The following is a 16960-nucleotide window of genomic DNA, read 5'->3' as shown; positions in this document are numbered from 1 at the left end:
AGACATGGCTGCGATCCAAAACCCGATCCTTCCGGGCTTCAACCCGGACCCGTCGATCTGCCGCGTCGGCGACGATTATTACATCGCCACTTCGACCTTCGAATGGTACCCGGGCGTGCAGATCCACCACTCACGCGATCTTGTGAACTGGCGGCTCGTGCGCCGGCCGCTGGAGCGGGCAAGTCAGCTCGACATGCGCGGCAATCCCGATAGCTGCGGCATCTGGGCGCCGTGCCTGTCCTATTCAGGTGGGCTGTTCTGGCTGGTCTATACTGACGTCAAGCGCTTCGATGGCAACTTCAAGGACGCGCACAACTACATCGTTACGGCGGAGGCGGTGGAGGCGACCTGGTCCGATCCGGTCTATGTGAATTCCTCCGGCTTCGACCCCTCGCTCTTCCACGACGACGACGGTCGCAAGTGGTTCATCAACATGCAGTGGAATCATCGCACCGAGAGTTTCGGCGGCGCGCCGAAGAGCCCGGCTTTCGACGGCATTCTCCTTCAGGAGTGGGATGAGCGCACCCGCCGCCTCGTCGGTCCGGTCAAGAACATCTTCGCCGGTAGTTCGCTCGGTCTCGTCGAGGGACCGCATCTCTTCAAGCGCAACGGCTGGTATTACCTGACGACTGCCGAGGGTGGCACCGGCTATGACCATGCGGTGACGATGGCGCGCTCGCGCACCATCGACGGGCCCTACGAGATGCATCCGAACACCCATCTCATCACCTCGAAGGATCATCCCGAGGCCGCGCTGCAGCGGGCGGGGCACGGCCAGTATGTCGAGACGCCGGACGGTCAGGCCTATCACACCCATCTCTGCGGGCGTCCGCTGCCTCCGCAGCGCCGCTGCACCCTCGGCCGCGAGACGGCGCTGCAGAGATGCGTCTGGCGCGAGGATGGCTGGCTTTACCTTGAAAACGGCGGCACGGTCCCGGACGTCACTGTTCCGGCGCCGGCGGGCACGAGCGTCGTCGCGCGGCCAGGCGTGGTCGAGAGCGATTTCGACGAGGCCGAGCTTCCCGTCGAGTTGCAGTGGCTGCGCACGCCTTTCGCCGAGCGCATCTTCTCGCTGACGTGGCGGGGAGGGCACCTCAGGCTCTTTGGCCGGGAAAGCATCGGCAGTTGGTTCGAGCAGGCACTGGTGGCGCGGCGGCAGGAGCATCATTCGTTCCGGGCCGAGACCGTCGTCGAGTTTGCGCCCGAGACCTACCAGCAGGTGGCCGGCCTGACGCATTACTACAACAGGCACAAGTTCCACGCATTGGGCGTCACCTGGCATGAAAAGCTCGGACGGGTCGTAACGATCCTCTCGTGCCCCGGCGATTTTCCGCATGGCCGGCTGGCGTTCCCGGCGGGCAGCGGCGTCGCGGTTCCGGATGGACCGATCCAACTCGCGATGGAAGTGCGCGACAACGATCTCCAGTTCTTCTGGCGGGCGACGGAGCGCGACACATGGCAGGCGATCGGCCCGGTGCTCGACGCCGGCGTCGTTTCCGACGAAGGCGGGCGGGGCGAGCACGGCTCGTTCACCGGCGCTTTCGCCGGCATGTTCGCCTTCGACACCTCGGGCAGCGCACTGCCGGCCGATTTCGATCATTTTCGTTATCAGCCGCTTGTTTGAGCGAATTCAATTTATAAGGAAACAATCATAAGCGACGGTTATCATTACATAAATGTAATGCGACGTTTCATGTTCGGTTCAGGAAGGGACCTTTAGTTTCGAGGGGCAGACAACGAAAGGAAGCCCCTCATGAAACGTCTCATCATTGCCCTGGTGGCCAGTTCCTTCCTGGCGAGCCCAATGGCTTTCGCCCAATCGTCCGGATCTTTCGAGGTTTGCGCAGGCGCATGACCGTTACCGGTCCAGGTCTGTCGACCGCCACATGTACAAGCACGTCGACAAGACTGTCGAAAAGCGGGTGATCATCAAGAAGCATCGCTGGGCGCGCGGCCATCGCTTGAGCCCGGCCGAGCGTCGCCACATGGCCTACGTTCGTGACTACCGCCGTTACAAGCTGCGTACGCCGCCACGCGGCCAGCAATGGGTGCGCGTCGACAATGACTTCCTGCTGATCAGCCTGGCGACCGGCGTGATCGTCGGTCTCGCCGCGACTCACTGACCCCCAGAAGTTTGAAGAGGCGGCGGCCTATTAGCCGCCTCCTTCAGGGCAGAGAAAAGGCGGGACCCGAGGACCCGCCTTCGCCGTCATGGAGGACGACCTTAGATCACGATGATTTTAGGTCGAATCGACCTAAAATCATGAACGTGATCGATTCTAATAAGTTAGAGCGGGATGCGGGCGGAAAACCGCACACACTTTTCCTTATCCCGCTCTAGCTCGCCGAAGCGAGGCAGGATTTCAGAGACGCGCCGATGTTCTCCATCAGCTGGAAATAGAGATCCGGCCCGGCATCGAGCGTTGCCGCCTCCGGGTCGAGCGTTCCGGATTTTGCCGGAGTGCCCTCGATGACGACGTTGATCAGCTTCGGCTCGAACTGCGGTTCGGCAAAGACGCAGGTCGCGCCCAGCTCCTTGATCTTGGCCCGGATTTCCGAAAGCCGTTCCGCGCCGGGCAGCACTTCGGGGCTGACGGTGATGGAGCCGGCGACCCGCACCTTGTAGCGATGCTCGAAATACTGGTAGGCGTCGTGGAAGACGACGAAAGGCTTGTCCTGGACCGGCGCCACCGTCTCGGCGAGCTGTTTGTTCAGGGCGTCCAGCCGATGGCTGAGCTTGGCCAGATTGGCCTCATAGGCAGAGGAATTGTCCGGGTCGGCCTCGGTGAGCGCCTTTTCGATCTCGGCGGCCATCGCCTTGGCGTTCATCGGGTCGAGCCACATATGCATGTCGAACTCGCCCTCTGCATGCTCCTCGTGCTCGTGCCCATCATGCACGGCTTCTTCGGCACCATGCGCCTCGCCTTCATGATCTTCGTCCTCATGCGCGTGTGCCTCGAACGCACCGCCCTCGCGGAATTTCAGCTTCTCGAGGCCGGGCGCTTCGCTGAGTTCCACCACCTTGGCGCTGCTGCCGAGTGCTTCGAGCGGCTTTTCCAGGAAGGCTTCGAGGCCGTGGCCAACCCAGAACACCACGTTCGCCGCCTGCAACGCCGCCGCATTCGAGGGCTTCATGTTGTAGGTGTGCGGCGAGGCGCCGCCCTCGACGATGAGTGATGGTTCGCCGACTCCCTCCATGATCGATGCGACCAGCGAGTGGACAGGCTTGATTGAAGCCACCACATTCGGTCCCGCCGCCAAGGCCGGCGCGGACAAAAGGACGGTGGATGCAAAGAAGAGGGCAGGCGTCGATGTCATCGGGGTCTCCGGGCTTCACAGGTTCAGATAGTTACGCCGCCACCGCGCATCGGACTTGCGCAATGTCGTTATGTAATGTTATTACATCAATTGCGTTATGCTATAACGTGTGCGATAGCCAGTGGCAACCATCAATCCGGAATTTTTTGATGCTGAATTTCCGATCGCCAGAAACGAGGCCGCTCGTCAGCCTCAACAATGCCGGGGTGCGCAGGAGCGGGCGGTGGCTTGTGCGCGGCGTCGAGTTTTCGATCAGCCGCGGCGAACTCGTCACGCTCATCGGCCCGAACGGCTCCGGAAAATCGACGACGGCGAAGACGGCGATCGGCGTGCTGAAGCCGGACGAAGGCCATGTCGAGCGGCTCGCTGGGCTCAAGGTCGGCTACGTGCCGCAGAGGCTCGCCGTCGACTGGACGTTGCCCTTGACGGTCGAGCGACTGATGACGTTGACGGGACCTCTGAAGGGTCGTGAGATCGAGGAGGCGCTTGCCGCAACGGGAATGCTGCACATGGCGAAAGCGGAAGTGCAGCATCTTTCGGGTGGCGAGTTCCAGCGGGCGCTGCTCGCCCGCGCGATCGCCCGCAAGCCCGATCTGCTCGTTCTCGACGAGCCGGTGCAGGGCGTCGACTTCTCCGGCGAGATTGCACTTTACGAACTCATCAAACAGATCCGTAACCGCACCGGCTGCGGCATCCTGCTGATCTCGCATGATCTCCACATCGTCATGGCGGAGACCGATACTGTCGTTTGCCTAAACGGACACGTCTGCTGCCGCGGCACGCCGCAGGCGGTGAGCCAGAGTCCGGAATATCTGAAGCTGTTCGGCCGGCGAGCGGCTGGCGCACTCGCGGTCTACAGCCACCATCACGACCATACGCACCTGCCTGACGGCCGCGTGCTGCACGCGGACGGCAGCATCACCGAAAGCTGCTTCCCCGGCGACGGGCACCATCACCATGAGGAAACCGAGGACGTGCACGATCACGATCCGGACTGCGGCTGCGGCCATCACACGCGACTCCAGGGCTTCGAGCAGACGGAGAAGCGCGATGCTTGACGATTTCTTCATCCGCGCGCTGGTCGCCGGCATCGGCATTGCCATGGTTGCCGGCCCGCTCGGTTGCTTCGTCATCTGGCGGCGCATGGCCTACTTCGGCGATACAATGGCGCACTCGGCGCTTCTTGGCGTGGCGCTATCGCTGCTGCTTGAGCTCAATTTGATGGTCAGTGTCTTCATCGTCGCCTCCGTCGTCTCGCTGCTGCTGCTCTTTCTGCAGAAGCGCGGTGCGCTGTCGACGGACGCGCTGCTCGGCATACTTTCGCATTCCGCACTGTCGATCGGCCTCGTCATCGTCGCCTTCATGACCTGGGTTCGGATCGATCTCGTCGGCTTTCTCTTCGGCGATATCCTCGCCGTGTCCGAGGCCGACATCGACATCATCTGGGGCGGCGGCATTCTGGTGATCTTCGCGCTCGTCTATCTCTGGCGGCCGCTGCTTGCCTCGACCGTCAATCCCGAGCTGGCGGAAGCAGAAGGCCTGCAGCCGGAGAGGGCACGGCTCTTCTTCATGCTGCTGATGGCGCTGGTGATCGCCATCGCCATGAAGATCGTCGGCATCCTGTTGATCACGTCGCTTCTGATCATACCGGCGGCGACCGCGCGCCGCTTTGCCGGCTCGCCGGAGATCATGGCCGTTCTCGCTTCGCTGATCGGTGCGCTCGCCGTCGGCGGCGGCCTTTTCGGCTCGCTCCACTTCGACACGCCGTCGGGACCGTCTATTGTCGTCGCGGCGCTGGCGCTGTTCGTGCTCAGTCTCCTGCCGATCGGCAGAAGGCTCGAAAGCGCTTCACATTTTTCGCACGGAGGGCATCACTGATGGGCACGCCGCAACTGACGAAAAACCAGTCGCTGGTGATGGGAGCGCTGGCCCATTCGGAAGGCCCGATGAGCGCCTATACCATTCTCGACAAGCTGCGAGACCAGGGTTTTCGCGCGCCGCTGCAGGTCTATCGCGCGCTCGACAAGCTGCTGGAATACGGTCTTGTCCACCGGCTGGAAAGCCTGAACGCCTTCGTGGCCTGCACCTGCCCGCACGAGCACGAGCATGACCGCGGCGTCACCGCCTTCACCATCTGCGAGGGCTGCGGCCAGGTGACGGAGTTCCACGACGCGGCGATCGAGGAGCGGCTTTCGGCGCTCGTGCGCGCGCAGAGCTTCAAAACCGAGAAGACGACGATCGAGATCCGCGGCCACTGCAAGAGCTGCGCCTGATTTGTAGCCGTCAGTCCAGCCGCGTGAGTTGGGCGGCATAGCGCTGCCAGTTCTTCACGTAATGTTCGGCGGAACGCTTGAGCCTCTCGACGGCGGCGTCGTCAAGAGTACGGATCGCCTTGGCTGGCGCGCCCACAATCAGCGAATTGTCTGGAAATTGCTTGCCTTCGGTGATGAGTGCATTGGCACCTACAAGGCAGTTCCTGCCGATCTGCGCACCATTCAACACGGTCGCGCCCATGCCGATCAGCGAGTTGTCGCCGATCGAGCAGCCGTGGATGATCGCCCGGTGGCCAATGGTGCAACCTTCGCCGATCGTCGTGGGAAAACCGGGGTCGACATGGATGATCACCGCTTCCTGGATGTTGGTGCGTGCACCGATGCGGATCGGCTCGTTGTCACCGCGCAGCGTCGCGCCGAACCAGATGCCGACATCCTCGCCGATTTCCACATGACCGATGAGATTGGCGTCGGGCGCGACCCAATAGCGGCCTTCGGCCGGTGTTTGCGGCCGCAGCGAACCGAGTGCGAAGAATGGCATGCGTTTTTCCTTCCTGGCTACTGCATGTTTCCTTAAATCCTAACCGATCCAAGGGCAAAACATGCAGCAATTCAAAGTGCTGCAGCGTCCTTTGCGCGTTTGATTAGGCGCGCGGCGCTGTAGGTCAGACCACGGTGACGGAGAGTGCGGCGATGCCGTCGACGCCGCAAGTGACGACGTCGCCGCGCTCGACCGCGCCGACGCCTGCGGGTGTTCCGGTCATGATCACGTCGCCCGGCGCAAGCCTGAAGGTCGTCGAAAGCTCGGCGATGATCTCCGGGACCTTCCAGATCATCTGGTCGAGATCGCCCTGCTGGCGCGTTTCGCCGTTGACCTTCAGCCAGATATTGCCGTTGACCGGATGGCCGATCGCCTCCGACGGTACGAGCTCCGAAACCGGTGCGGAGTGCTCGAAGGCCTTGGCCGCCGTCCAAGGCTTGCCGGCTTTCTTGGCTTCCGCCTGCAGGTCGCGGCGCGTGAAATCGATGCCGACGGCGTATCCGTAGACATGGTTGAGCGCTTCCTCGACGGGAATGTCGGCGCCGCCGCTGCGCAGGGCGACGATCAGTTCAACCTCGTGGTGGACATCGGAGGAACGCGGCGGGTAGGGGAAGTTCTCGCCCGGCGGCAGCAGGTTGTCCGGATTCTTCTGAAAGAAGAAGGGCGGTTCGCGGTCGGGATCATGTCCCATCTCGATCGCGTGAGCCGCGTAGTTGCGGCCGACGCAATAGACGCGCCGGACGGGGAAGCCCACGAGGCTGCCGGAAATCGGTAGCAGCACGGGTGGCGAGGGCGGTATGACTGTATCCATGATCGTCCCTTCTACCGTGGTCGACCCGGCGGCGAAAATCGATCCCGGGGCCATCCTACGGAAATTCGAAACGCCGCAGCGACCTTGCATGTCGATAGACACGCGGCACTGCGGCGAATCTGAAGCTGGACGTTAGCAGCCGGAAGGGCTGCCGCAAGAGGCAAAGTTATGCCGATGGTTCGACACGGCGGCTGCAATCAGGCGCAGCGCACGTAGGCTTTAAGCTGGTCGCGTGTCAGAAACCGGCCGTCCGAGCGCGAGTTGAGTTCCGGGTGGCTGTATTCGAGGCTGGGTACTTCGGGAAGTTCAAGGGCCTGGCGGACTGTCATGATGCCGATGTCCTTGCGGCCGCTTTCGCGCTTCATGCTGACTTCGACTATGCGATAGAGATGGCTCTCGCTCATGCTGGCTCTCCCGTTTTATTTTTTCCCTTTTGGTGTGGACTAAAGCTCTCCGAAATTGGTTTTTGTGAGGCACCTCAGAATATAACTGAGAGAAATGAACGCTTCGCGACAGAAATCGGGCGGTTTCGCGGAGATTTCTGTCTCATTTCGAGATAAGCGGGTACGAATAGTAGCGGGTTCCGCCGACGGTGGCTTTGGACGGAAACTGATATTATACGCAGATAGACGGAGCCGGAAACAGGCTGCCGCGGAAACAAAAATACCTTCGCCGATGCGAGCAATATCTGGGCGTCGTGCGCCGGTGCTTCAATGCGTCTCTAGATGCGCCTCTTTTGCGGCGGAAATAAAGAGCTTGCGCGCTTCCTCGACGGTGCGGCGGCCCGCGATTGCTGCACGGCAGGCGCTGCGGGCGGCGACATAGTAAGGTCCACGGTGGGGCCACTGGTCCGCCAGGCACCTCAGCGCGTCGGACGGTCCCTTGACCGTACGCACGTCGTTACCGGTCAATCCAACCTCGATGGGATGGCTCCACAACACTTGATGCATGCTTCTCCTCCTTGAGATCATGTACAACAACGTCGTCGGGTGGGCCCAGGTTCCGCACTCCGCGGACGTGCACCCACTGCATGCCTCCCCAAATCTTAGTCGATTTGAAACATGCAGCAATTCAAAGTGCTACAGCGTCCTCTCGGCGCCGGACAGGACGCGCGGCGCTGTAGAGCCAAGCGCTTCAATGTAGCGCAGGAATTGCGGTTTGTCCGCTATATTGCGGACCTTCGTCGGCCGGAGGAACCAATCGGGCCCTACAGGGGTTTCGTTTCCGTATGCTCTGAGGGGAGCGGCCGGACGATTGCCCTGGACGTTGGCGAACCGGACGAAAATCCCCTGACGAGTTCATCGTGGTCGATCGCGCGCCGAGTTGGGACGGCGCGACGGTCTTCTGTCGGGTTAGGAAGGAACAATGTGGACCAAATCGCTGGTGGCCGAAATTCTTGGTGAGCCTTCGCTGTCGCAGTATGCAGGCAGCAGTCTCGCCCAATTCGAATGGAAAAATCGCGTCGTCGTCATCTTCTGCGACCTGACGAACGAGAAAGCGGAGCGTCAGGAGAAACTGCTGCTTGCGGAGCACCGCGATCTCGCGCGTCACGACGTTGTCGTCCTGCGTGTCAGGGACGGTTGCGCGGTGCCGCTATACGGAGCCGGCGGCGACCTCGACGCTCGCCAAATTCGCGAGGACCTCGACGTCAACGAGGTTCGCGACTTCACCGTTGTGGTTGTAGGGAAGGACGGATCGGTGAGACTTCATGCCAACGAACCGAAAAGGCCGGCTGAATTTTTCGCGCTTTTCAGGGGCGGCGCCACGCCAGCAAATTATCATGCGTCGAGGAACTGAGGTCCTCGACCGCGGCAGGTCAATGCAATGTCTTTGAAATCGGCAGTCCTACCGAGGCGCCTTCCTTCACCTGGGCATCGACGCGCATCGCTGCCACATACTCTTCGGTGAGTTCCATCAAAGCCAGCGCGATCTCCTGCCATGTCCAGCCTTCGCTTTCGGCGACGGCGATCAGCAGCTCGAAATCGTCACCCATGGCACGTTGGCATTCGAGATCGCGGTCGCGATGATCGTTGCGAATGTATTGTGCTAGCGCTTTGGCCATCGTTCTTCCTCACTCGGAAAATGAACTCCGGGAGCATCCGCGTGGTTCCATCACGGAAAATCCTTTTGCTGGACAATACGTGATCGATGGCGAGATGGTTGCAGGCGCGGCGGTGTCGCTTGAGCGACTTGAAGCAAAAAGCCCCGCGTTTGCAGGGCTTCCAAAGTTCTGAACTTTGTCAGAGTACCGTTTGAGCTGGCGCAGGGCTACTGCTTGGCAAGCTTGTCACGGACGCCCTCAAGCAGCTCGGTGACTTCGGGCGTCAGCGCCTCGCTGAAATCCTCCAGCTCGAAAACCTGGCGGATCTCGATCTCGCTCGGGCCGGGCATCGGATTCGGGCAGCGCTTCACCCAGGCGATCGCTTCGTCCATGTCCTTCACCTGCCAGATCCAGAAGCCGGCGACCACTTCCTTGGTTTCGGCGAAGGGGCCGTCGATGACGAGCCGCTGGGTTCCGTCGAAGGCTACCCTCTTTCCCTTGGAGGAGGGATGCAGCCCCTCGGCCGCCAGCAAAATGCCGGCCTTCACCAGCTCTTCGTTGTACTTGCCCATGGCTTCGAGCAGTTCTGTCGTGGGCATGATGCCCGCTTCACTGTCCTTCGTGGCCTTTACCATGACTAAGACACGCATCGCTTGATCTCCCTTGTTCGTTCGGCCCAATCAGCCTCGGACATAGGAACGCGCGATGTTGGTAAAAGCCGACAGCGGTGGCACAAAATTTCTGCCGTCGCCGCGCACGTGGCCCTTTGCTACGCCTTCACCGATCCCCGGCGGGTTCCCGCTTGCATCGGCAATATTCGCCGTCGCCGAAGGCCGTTCTGGCTATCGTCTATCCGCCGGGCTTCTTCAGTTCCACCTCTCGCGCTTTCATCCATTCGTTGGCAGCCGGCCGCCTCTTGAAGGTGCGTCACTCCCGGAACACAATCTTCCCCCTTCTGTTGAAGCAGTATCTGCGCTACGTAGGCGGCCGATCCATCGGCCTTCTTGTGCTCGACGATAGTTCCCACTGGCATGCCACCGGGACCACTGATGGCAATTTGCCATGACAGCTGACGTACATTTGTACAAAAGCAGTAGAGAACGTCGCTAAACGCTGGAAAATGGTACGACAAGAGAGCATTGGAAATGCCCGAGAAACCGAGAAAACTTTACGATTTCAAGGCGCCGGTCTTCGCCGTGGCGCCGATGATCGACTGGACCGACCGTCACTACCGCTTCTTCGCGCGGCAGCTCTCGCGCCATGCGCTGCTTTACACGGAGATGATCGTCGCCGACGCGATCCTGCGGGGCGATCGGGACAAGCTGCTCGGCTCCCATGACTCGGAGAGCCCGGTCGCCCTGCAGCTTGGCGGCAATGATCCGGCAAAGATGGCGGAGGCGGCCCGGATCGGCGCAGGCTTCGGCTATGACGAGATCAACATGAATGTCGGCTGCCCGTCCGATCGGGTGCAGTCGGGCACTTTCGGCGCCTGCCTGATGCAGGAGCCGGCGCTCGTTGCCGAATGTGTCGCGGCGATGAAGGCGGCCGTCGGAATTCCCGTCACCGTCAAATGCCGTATCGGCGTCGACGATCAGGATCCGGAACAGGCGTTGCGCGACCTTGTCGCTCGCGTGAACGATGCCGGCACGGATGCCGTCTGGGTGCATGCGCGCAAGGCCTGGCTGCAAGGCCTGAGCCCACGGGAGAACCGCGAGATCCCGCCGCTAGACTATGGCCTCGTGCATCGGCTGAAAGCGGAAAATCCGAATCTTTTCATCGGTCTCAACGGCGGTCTTCAGACTCTTGATCAGGCGCTTTCGCATCTGGATCACCGCCTGTTGCCGCCCGGCGCCGCGCTGGAGCCTGTCGTCGAAGCCGGAAACGGGCCGGCCCTCGACGGCGTCATGCTCGGCCGTGCCGCCTATCACGACAGCGGCCTCCTGACCGCCGCCGACGGCTATTTCGCCCATCCCCTGACCGGCGCCGCGCCCGAGCCGATCGAGCCGCACGCCTTTTCGGATCGCCACCATCGCCTGTCGCTCGATTTCTGGGCCGGTGTCCGGGACGTCATGGCGGACTATGCCGCCGCCCACATCGCCAGCGGCGGCCGGCTGATCCATGTCACCCGGCACATGATCGGCCTGTTCCAGGGCTGGCCCGGCGCCCGGCGCTTCCGCCAGCTCCTTTCCGCCGACGCCACCCGCAAGGGCGCCGGCCCCGAGGTCATCCACGCGGCCTTCGACGCGGTGTTGGAAGCCGCGATGGCAAGGCAGGCGGCGGAGTAGGGCGCGCTCCTCCTGTCCCCTATTCCTCGGTTCGTCACGGGAAGCCAGCGCGTCCCAAGTCCTTGGGCACGAGAAATGCTTAGGCGAAAGCCAAATCCGATGAGGCTGCAGGGTGTGAATACCCCCTCTGCCCTGCCGGGCATCTCCCCCACAAGGGGGGAGATCGGCCAGAAGCAAGGTCCTGCCTGACAGGGAACTCGCGGACACCCGATTCAACGGAGCACAGCGCAATCGGTTGAACGGGACATCGCCGCTTGCCGATCTCGCCCCTTGTGGGGAAGATGCCCGGCAGGGCAGAGGGGGGCGCCGCCCCGACCAGCTCCGCGATGTGCCCCCCGCACGAACGCTTTGACCGGTTTCCCGTGACAAGCACGGGAATGCGAGCACGATGGCGCGGTGCGTACTTCGCAAGTCCGGCCCAACAAAAAAACGGCGCCTCTTGCGAAGCGCCGTTCTTTAAATTCGAACAGAAACGTCCGGCTTAGATAGCCTGGAGGTTGACGGCCTTCGGGCCCTTGCCCATGCGGTCCGGCTCGGTGTCGAAGGAGACCTGCTGGCCGTCCTTCAGGGTTGCGAGGCCTGCGGCCTGAACGGCGGAGATGTGGACGAAAACGTCCTTCGCGCCGCCTTCCGGCGTGATGAAACCAAAACCCTTGTCCTGGTTGAAGAATTTTACGGTGCCCTTGGTGGCCATGGAAGAAGTCCTTTTCCTTCAGTCTGTCTTTTGCCGCAACCCAGCGCTTCAATAACACGCATCGGCTGCCGCAGGTAGTGTCCGCGCCCCCGGAGGGATGCGAACGGGTCGTCTTCAGCGCTAGAGGCACTGAAAGGCGTCGAGTGGTCACGATATCGGGGAAAAGACGTCAACGATGCCGCTTGCGGCAGTCCCGGCGGAATGGCCGGGCTCAAACGAAAGTCCAGTCTCCGGGATTGAAAACGCCCGAACAACTTAGAAGTGGCAGTATTTGCGAAAAAAGGCAAGCGGAGTTTCCGGATGCGGCAAAGCCGGGCGCAATGCCTTGCCCCCGGCCTTTTGTGCCGCTTGGCTCGGCCACACGTCGATCCCGAAAAGTCGTGGATTGCCTTTTTCTGACCACATTTTCGTCCCGACGCTCGGCTGAGCGTAGCGAGCCCGGATGCAACCATCACGGGCTTGCTGCCGACGCAGCGAACCGGTAGGTCTGGCCGGAGAGGAACATTGCCATTGATGAAGAACAGGTGTCCGGCGTGATCGATCCCTACGTCCTCCTCGGAATTGAGCGCGACGCCGACGAGCGGGCGATCCGGACCGCCTATCGAAGGGCGGTAAAGACCGCGCATCCGGACCGCGGCGGCGATGCCGAGCAGTTCGGCAAGCTGCAGGCGGCCTATGACCTGCTCAAGGATCCGGTGCGCCGCAAGGTTTATGACGACACCGGCTACGATCCGCAGCTCGCCGATCCCAGGGACCTCAAGGGGCTGATGATGCTCGAAGCGCTGGTCAACGAGTTCATCCTCGACGAGCGCGAGCCCGGCACCTTCGATCCCGTCGCGGCCATGCGCCGAAAACTCTCCGACGACATCGTCAAGAACCGCTTCCACATCCTCGAACTCGAACGCCACCGCTCCCGCGTCCGCAAACACCTCGACCGCCTCGGCCGCCGCCCGGAGACCGACGTGCTCGGCTCGATGCTCCGCGCCCGCAGCCAGTCGATCGCCGAGGCGATCAAGAACGCCGAAGCGCAGATCGAGGCGATCGAACAGGCCTATACGATGCTGGAGGGGTATTCGTACGAGCTGGAGGCGATCGAGGTGAAGGCGCGCGCGGCGGAGTAGGAAAGCAGGCGATTTTGCAGCCCCTCTGAGTAACGTCGCGGAAAACTGTTGAACACCGAATTTGATAGAGATTGAGTCTCTATATGCCTTCCCGCGAAAGTGGTATGCAGCCACTCAGAATAGGCGGGGCTTCACCGCCCCGGCCGCCCAGTCTTGCCCTTCGTCCGCCCTTTGCGGCGCTTCTCCTCCGCCGGGTCCTCATACGACCCAACACCCGGTTTTGCCCGGATCAGCGGCTTCTCCGGCACCTTTCCCGCTACCGGCTTTTCCGTCCGGCCGACGGTCATCTCGTCGAGCGTGTTCTTGCGGAAGAGCGATTGCCCCTTGCCGGCAGGGACGGCGACGTCGTGGCCCATTTCGTCGAGGTCGGGCTTGCGGAAGAGCGGGCGTTCGGTGTCGGTGCCTGGCCCCATCTCGTCGAGCGAGGGCTTGGCGAAGTAGCCGCCGGTCTTTCCCTCCCCCTTGTGGGAAGGGTGGCCCGTAGGGCCGGGAGGGGCTTCCTGGTTTTTCCCTTCCCCAACCCTCCCCACAGGGGGGAGGGAGTCGGTCGCGTATGCCGTGCCCTTGCTGGCCCGCTTGCCGCTTTCCTGCGACCTTGCCTCTTCGCGTGCCAGCGGATCATCCAGCGCGGCGAGCTCGGCGGCCTTGAGGCGCTTGATCTCGTCGCGGAGACGTGCAGCGGTTTCGAAGTCGAGGTCGGCGGCGGCGTCGCGCATCTGTTTTTCGAGCGCGTTGAGATGCGCCTGCAGATTGTTGCCGACGAGATGTCCGCCGTCGGCAAAACCCTTGCCGGAGACGCCGGAAATGTCGGCGCGCACGTGGTCGCGCTCGTAGACGCTGTCGAGAATGTCGGAGATCTTCGCCTTCACCGATTCCGGCGTGATGCCGTTTTCGAGGTTGTAGGCCATCTGCTTCTCGCGGCGGCGGGCGGTTTCCTCCATCGCGCGCTGCATGGAGCCGGTGATGGTGTCGGCGTAAAGGATGACCTTGCCGTCGACGTTGCGGGCGGCGCGGCCGATCGTCTGGATCAGCGAGGTTTCCGAGCGCAGGAAACCTTCCTTGTCGGCGTCTAGGATGGCGACGAAGCCGCATTCGGGAATGTCGAGGCCCTCGCGCAACAGGTTGATGCCGACCAGCACGTCGAAGGCGCCGAGGCGCAGGTCGCGGATGATCTCGATGCGCTCCAGCGTGTCGATGTCGGAGTGCATGTAGCGCACCCGCACGCCCTGCTCGTGCAGATATTCTGTGAGATCCTCCGCCATGCGTTTTGTGAGCACGGTGACGAGCGTGCGGTAGCCGGCGGCGGCGGTCTCGCGGATTTCTCCGAGCACATCGTCGACCTGCGTCTTCGCCGAACGCACCTCGACCGGTGGGTCGATGAGGCCGGTCGGGCGGATCACCTGTTCGGCAAAGACGCCGCCGGACTGTTCCATCTCCCAGCCGCCGGGCGTTGCCGAGACGGCGATCGTGTCCGGGCGCATCGCGTCCCATTCCTCGAAGCGCAGCGGGCGGTTGTCCATGCAGGAGGGCAGGCGGAAGCCATATTCGGCCAACGTCGCCTTGCGACGGAAGTCGCCGCGATACATGCCGCCGATCTGCGGAATGGTGACGTGGCTCTCGTCGATGAAGATCAGCGCGTTGTCGGGAATATATTCGAACAGCGTCGGCGGCGGCTCGCCCGGCTTGCGGCCGGTGAGATAACGCGAATAGTTCTCGATGCCCTGGCAGGAGCCGGTGGCCTCCAGCATTTCGAGGTCGTAGCGGGTGCGCTGCTCCAGCCGCTGCGCTTCGAGAAGGCGGCCCGCCTTTTCCAGTTCCTCGAGCCGAAAAGCCAGTTCCTGCTTGATCGACTTGATGGCGGCGTTCAGCGTCGGGCGCGGCGTCACGTAGTGCGAGTTGGCGTAGATCTTCACCGATTTCAGGTCGCCGGTCTTCTGGCCGGTCAGCGGGTCGAACTCGGTGATCGAGTCGATCTCGTCGCCGAACATGGAGATGCGCCAGGCGGCATCCTCCAGGTGGGCGGGGAAAATCTCGATGGTGTCGCCGCGCACGCGGAACGAGCCGCGCTGGAAATCCATGTCGCGGCGCTTGTACTGCTGCGCCACCAGGTCGGCCAGCAGTTGTCGCTGGTCGAGCCGGTCGCCGACATTCATCTGGAAAGTCATCGCCGTATAGGTCTCGACCGAGCCGATACCGTAGATGCAGGAGACAGAGGCGACGATGACCACGTCGTCGCGTTCCAGGAGCGAGCGCGTCGCCGAATGGCGCATGCGGTCGATCTGCTCGTTGATCGAGGATTCCTTCTCGATATAGGTGTCCGAGCGCGGCACATAGGCTTCCGGCTGGTAGTAGTCGTAGTAGGAGACGAAATACTCGACCGCGTTGTCCGGGAAGAAGTTCTTGAATTCTGAATAGAGCTGGGCGGCGAGCGTCTTGTTCGGCGCGAGGATGACGGCCGGGCGCTGCGTAGCCTCGATCACCTTTGCCATGGTGAAGGTCTTGCCCGAGCCGGTGACGCCGAGCAGCACCTGGTTGCGCTCGCCGGAGGAAAGGCCATCGACAAGGTCTGCGATCGCCGTCGGCTGGTCGCCGGAGGGCTGATAGTCCGTAACCATGTTCAGCGAAATGCCACCTTCCGATTTCTCGGGCCGGGCAGGGCGGTGCGGCGTCCAGAGCTTGCCGTCCTTGAACAGCGGGTTGCCGCTCTCGATCAGCTTGGCGAGCGCTTCGACGGTGGCCGTGACGCCCGAACCGGCGGTCAGCTTGTCGGCATCCTCCAGCGCGACATCAAGGCCGGCCACCGGATTGAGCCCCGCGGCGGCGCGCGTCTTCGGGTCGTGACTACCGCCCATCGACGTGCCGCGGGCGGTTTTGCCGCCGACGATCTCCGGCTTGCCCTTGCCGCCGCGCGGGCTGTCCGCTGCTGCTTTCTTGGACGCAGCGATCTCGACCTTCTTGCGATGCTTGCCCGCCTTAGAGGCGATCTCGCGCTGGCTTTCGAAGGTACTGGCTTCGGCTTCCGCCTCGAGCTGCTTTACCCAGTCGGAAACATTGCCGGACAGCGGCGTGCCGGAAAGCGGCGCCTGCGGTGCTTCTTCGAAACCGCTGGGTGTTGACGATTTCTTCGGAGAGTTCTTCGGATTTTGGGCCATGGCCGGAATATGGACAGAGTCAGCCCGAATGTGAAGGGGGAATGAGTACAAAAGGGAAACGAAACGGGCGTTTCCCGCAACCGTGATGGGCTTGGCGCTCGGCGGCTGCATAGGGGCCGCTAGTGGCCAGATCGGTCGGGAAGGGGTTTTGCCTGAGGAGACCCTGGAAAGCGCGGTGTCGGCACGGCGAGGGCGCTTGCGGTGGCGATATCGATCGGCTCATCCTCGGGAAAACGATTCGCTCCCTCCTGAGGTCTTCATGCCGTTCGCCATCAATCCCGCCTATGTCTGGCCGGTGCTGCTTCTGCTTGTCTCCAACGTCTTCATGACCTTTGCCTGGTATGGTCACCTGAAGTTCACGTCCTCACCGCTCTACATCGTCATCGTCGCGAGCTGGGGCATCGCCTTCTTCGAATACTGGCTGGCGGTGCCGGCCAACCGCATCGGCCACTCGGTCTATTCGGCAGCGCAGCTGAAGACGATGCAGGAGGTGATCACGCTCACCATCTTCGTCATCTTCTCGATCTTCTGGCTGAAGGAGTCGATCGGCTGGCACCACGTCATCGGCTTCGCGCTGATCGCCGCCGGCGCCTCGTTCATTTTCAAGGGGTGAGATTGTTCGCAATTTGCCACTCATCCGCCTGCCGGCACCTTCTCCCCGCCGGCGGGGAGAAGGGACAAGTTGCACGCTCTCCAGTTCCCTCTCCCCGCGTGCGGGGAGAGG

At 62.3% G+C, this 16960-nt stretch carries 18 protein-coding genes and 1 pseudogene; 10 read left to right on the top strand and 9 right to left on the bottom strand.

What is annotated here, in order from left to right:
- The first annotated feature begins 4 nt into the window (after positions 1–4).
- Both RB548_RS08805 and RB548_RS08800 read left to right on the top strand, forming a co-directional pair.
- Positions 5–1624 carry a glycoside hydrolase family 43 protein gene (locus RB548_RS08805; RefSeq protein WP_331374549.1) on the top strand — a complete coding sequence of 540 codons (1620 nt, stop codon included), beginning with the start codon at positions 5–7 and terminating at the stop codon, positions 1622–1624.
- 129 nt (positions 1625–1753) lie between these two features.
- Positions 1754–2123, top strand: a pseudogene (locus RB548_RS08800) (RcnB family protein).
- A 214-nt stretch (positions 2124–2337) separates the two neighbouring features.
- Here RB548_RS08800 and znuA read toward each other — a convergent pair.
- The gene (gene znuA / locus RB548_RS08795) at positions 2338–3318 is read right to left on the bottom strand and encodes a zinc ABC transporter substrate-binding protein ZnuA (RefSeq protein ID WP_331374548.1); all 981 of its coding nucleotides are present in this window, start codon (positions 3316–3318) and stop codon (positions 2338–2340) included.
- A gap of 149 nt (positions 3319–3467) precedes the next feature.
- Here znuA and RB548_RS08790 point away from each other — a divergent pair, with 149 nt between their 5' ends.
- The 3 genes from RB548_RS08790 to RB548_RS08780 are packed head-to-tail and all read left to right on the top strand — an operon-like array spanning position 3468 to position 5591.
- Positions 3468–4376 carry an ATP-binding cassette domain-containing protein gene (locus tag RB548_RS08790; protein ID WP_331374547.1) on the top strand — a complete coding sequence of 303 codons (909 nt, stop codon included), beginning with the start codon at positions 3468–3470 and terminating at the stop codon, positions 4374–4376.
- Positions 4369–5196 (top strand): zinc ABC transporter permease subunit ZnuB, encoded by an 828-nt coding sequence (gene znuB / locus RB548_RS08785; RefSeq protein ID WP_331374546.1) that lies wholly within the window; start codon positions 4369–4371, stop codon positions 5194–5196. Before RB548_RS08790 ends, znuB begins: the two co-directional genes overlap by 8 nt.
- Positions 5196–5591, top strand: coding sequence for a Fur family transcriptional regulator (locus RB548_RS08780; protein ID WP_331374545.1), 396 nt, complete (start codon positions 5196–5198; stop codon positions 5589–5591). Before znuB ends, RB548_RS08780 begins: the two co-directional genes overlap by 1 nt.
- 10 nt (positions 5592–5601) lie before the next feature.
- On the opposite strand, the gene RB548_RS08775 is transcribed toward RB548_RS08780, so the two are convergent.
- The 4 genes from RB548_RS08775 to RB548_RS08760 all read right to left on the bottom strand — a co-directional run bounded on the left by RB548_RS08775 (position 5602) and on the right by RB548_RS08760 (position 7893).
- Entirely contained in the window at positions 5602–6132 is a 531-nt protein-coding gene (locus tag RB548_RS08775) for a gamma carbonic anhydrase family protein (protein WP_331374544.1), read from the bottom strand.
- Positions 6133–6256: 124 nt separating this feature from the next.
- Positions 6257–6943 carry a fumarylacetoacetate hydrolase family protein gene (locus RB548_RS08770; RefSeq protein ID WP_331374543.1) on the bottom strand — a complete coding sequence of 229 codons (687 nt, stop codon included), beginning with the start codon at positions 6941–6943 and terminating at the stop codon, positions 6257–6259.
- Positions 6944–7140: 197 nt separating this feature from the next.
- On the bottom strand, positions 7141–7347 hold the full coding sequence (locus RB548_RS08765; RefSeq protein ID WP_136510096.1) for a hypothetical protein: 207 nt from the start codon (positions 7345–7347) through the stop codon (positions 7141–7143).
- Positions 7348–7653: 306 nt separating this feature from the next.
- The gene (locus tag RB548_RS08760) at positions 7654–7893 is read right to left on the bottom strand and encodes a DUF982 domain-containing protein (RefSeq protein WP_331374542.1); all 240 of its coding nucleotides are present in this window, start codon (positions 7891–7893) and stop codon (positions 7654–7656) included.
- A 415-nt stretch (positions 7894–8308) separates the two neighbouring features.
- On the opposite strand from RB548_RS08760, the gene RB548_RS08755 reads away from it, so the two are divergent.
- Positions 8309–8740 (top strand): DUF4174 domain-containing protein, encoded by a 432-nt coding sequence (locus RB548_RS08755; RefSeq protein WP_331374541.1) that lies wholly within the window; start codon positions 8309–8311, stop codon positions 8738–8740.
- A 19-nt stretch (positions 8741–8759) separates the two neighbouring features.
- Here RB548_RS08755 and RB548_RS08750 read toward each other — a convergent pair whose 3' ends face one another.
- Positions 8760–9005, bottom strand: coding sequence for a hypothetical protein (locus tag RB548_RS08750; RefSeq protein ID WP_331374540.1), 246 nt, complete (start codon positions 9003–9005; stop codon positions 8760–8762).
- Here RB548_RS08750 and RB548_RS08745 point away from each other — a divergent pair.
- On the top strand, positions 8998–9177 hold the full coding sequence (locus RB548_RS08745) for a hypothetical protein (RefSeq protein WP_331374539.1): 180 nt from the start codon (positions 8998–9000) through the stop codon (positions 9175–9177). The genes RB548_RS08750 and RB548_RS08745 overlap by 8 nt on opposite strands.
- 34 nt (positions 9178–9211) lie before the next feature.
- Here the strand turns inward: RB548_RS08745 and RB548_RS08740 are convergent, their stop codons facing one another.
- The gene (locus tag RB548_RS08740; RefSeq protein ID WP_331374538.1) at positions 9212–9634 is read right to left on the bottom strand and encodes a YciI family protein; all 423 of its coding nucleotides are present in this window, start codon (positions 9632–9634) and stop codon (positions 9212–9214) included.
- 495 nt (positions 9635–10129) lie between these two features.
- Between RB548_RS08740 and dusA the strand changes: the two genes are divergently transcribed.
- Complete coding sequence (gene dusA, locus RB548_RS08735; protein ID WP_331374537.1) at positions 10130–11269, top strand: tRNA dihydrouridine(20/20a) synthase DusA; 1140 nt, start codon at positions 10130–10132, stop codon at positions 11267–11269.
- 481 nt (positions 11270–11750) lie between these two features.
- Here the strand turns inward: dusA and RB548_RS08730 are convergent, their stop codons facing one another.
- On the bottom strand, positions 11751–11963 hold the full coding sequence (locus RB548_RS08730) for a cold-shock protein (protein ID WP_069458369.1): 213 nt from the start codon (positions 11961–11963) through the stop codon (positions 11751–11753).
- Between the two features lie 503 nt (positions 11964–12466).
- Between RB548_RS08730 and RB548_RS08725 the strand changes: the two genes are divergently transcribed.
- The gene (locus tag RB548_RS08725; RefSeq protein WP_331374918.1) at positions 12467–13084 is read left to right on the top strand and encodes a J domain-containing protein; all 618 of its coding nucleotides are present in this window, start codon (positions 12467–12469) and stop codon (positions 13082–13084) included.
- Between the two features lie 131 nt (positions 13085–13215).
- On the opposite strand, the gene uvrB is transcribed toward RB548_RS08725, so the two are convergent.
- Entirely contained in the window at positions 13216–16236 is a 3021-nt protein-coding gene (gene uvrB, locus RB548_RS08720) for an excinuclease ABC subunit UvrB (protein WP_331374536.1), read from the bottom strand.
- Positions 16237–16495: 259 nt separating this feature from the next.
- Here uvrB and RB548_RS08715 point away from each other — a divergent pair, with 259 nt between their 5' ends.
- Complete coding sequence (locus RB548_RS08715) at positions 16496–16849, top strand: DMT family protein (RefSeq protein WP_136505716.1); 354 nt, start codon at positions 16496–16498, stop codon at positions 16847–16849.
- Positions 16850–16960 lie beyond the last annotated feature (111 nt).

The organism is Sinorhizobium chiapasense, from assembly GCF_036488675.1.
Classification (GTDB): Bacteria; Pseudomonadota; Alphaproteobacteria; order Rhizobiales; family Rhizobiaceae; genus Sinorhizobium; species Sinorhizobium chiapasense.
The sequence above is the reverse complement of the archived record's forward strand: the minus strand, read 5'-3'. Positions and strand labels throughout refer to the sequence as shown.

Excerpts from the sequence above, each read along its gene's own strand:
- RB548_RS08805 (WP_331374549.1), top strand. The coding sequence starts at position 5 with ATGGCTGCGATCCAAAACCCGATCCTTCCGGGCTTCAACCCGGACCCG.
- znuA (WP_331374548.1), bottom strand. The coding sequence starts at position 3,318 with ATGACATCGACGCCTGCCCTCTTCTTTGCATCCACCGTCCTTTTGTCC.
- RB548_RS08790 (WP_331374547.1), top strand. The coding sequence starts at position 3,468 with ATGCTGAATTTCCGATCGCCAGAAACGAGGCCGCTCGTCAGCCTCAAC.
- znuB (WP_331374546.1), top strand. The coding sequence starts at position 4,369 with ATGCTTGACGATTTCTTCATCCGCGCGCTGGTCGCCGGCATCGGCATT.
- RB548_RS08780 (WP_331374545.1), top strand. The coding sequence starts at position 5,196 with ATGGGCACGCCGCAACTGACGAAAAACCAGTCGCTGGTGATGGGAGCG.
- RB548_RS08775 (WP_331374544.1), bottom strand. The coding sequence starts at position 6,132 with ATGCCATTCTTCGCACTCGGTTCGCTGCGGCCGCAAACACCGGCCGAA.
- RB548_RS08770 (WP_331374543.1), bottom strand. The coding sequence starts at position 6,943 with ATGGATACAGTCATACCGCCCTCGCCACCCGTGCTGCTACCGATTTCC.
- RB548_RS08765 (WP_136510096.1), bottom strand. The coding sequence starts at position 7,347 with ATGAGCGAGAGCCATCTCTATCGCATAGTCGAAGTCAGCATGAAGCGC.
- RB548_RS08760 (WP_331374542.1), bottom strand. The coding sequence starts at position 7,893 with ATGCATCAAGTGTTGTGGAGCCATCCCATCGAGGTTGGATTGACCGGT.
- RB548_RS08755 (WP_331374541.1), top strand. The coding sequence starts at position 8,309 with ATGTGGACCAAATCGCTGGTGGCCGAAATTCTTGGTGAGCCTTCGCTG.
- RB548_RS08750 (WP_331374540.1), bottom strand. The coding sequence starts at position 9,005 with ATGGCCAAAGCGCTAGCACAATACATTCGCAACGATCATCGCGACCGC.
- RB548_RS08740 (WP_331374538.1), bottom strand. The coding sequence starts at position 9,634 with ATGCGTGTCTTAGTCATGGTAAAGGCCACGAAGGACAGTGAAGCGGGC.
- dusA (WP_331374537.1), top strand. The coding sequence starts at position 10,130 with ATGCCCGAGAAACCGAGAAAACTTTACGATTTCAAGGCGCCGGTCTTC.
- RB548_RS08730 (WP_069458369.1), bottom strand. The coding sequence starts at position 11,963 with ATGGCCACCAAGGGCACCGTAAAATTCTTCAACCAGGACAAGGGTTTT.
- uvrB (WP_331374536.1), bottom strand. The coding sequence starts at position 16,236 with ATGGCCCAAAATCCGAAGAACTCTCCGAAGAAATCGTCAACACCCAGC.
- RB548_RS08715 (WP_136505716.1), top strand. The coding sequence starts at position 16,496 with ATGCCGTTCGCCATCAATCCCGCCTATGTCTGGCCGGTGCTGCTTCTG.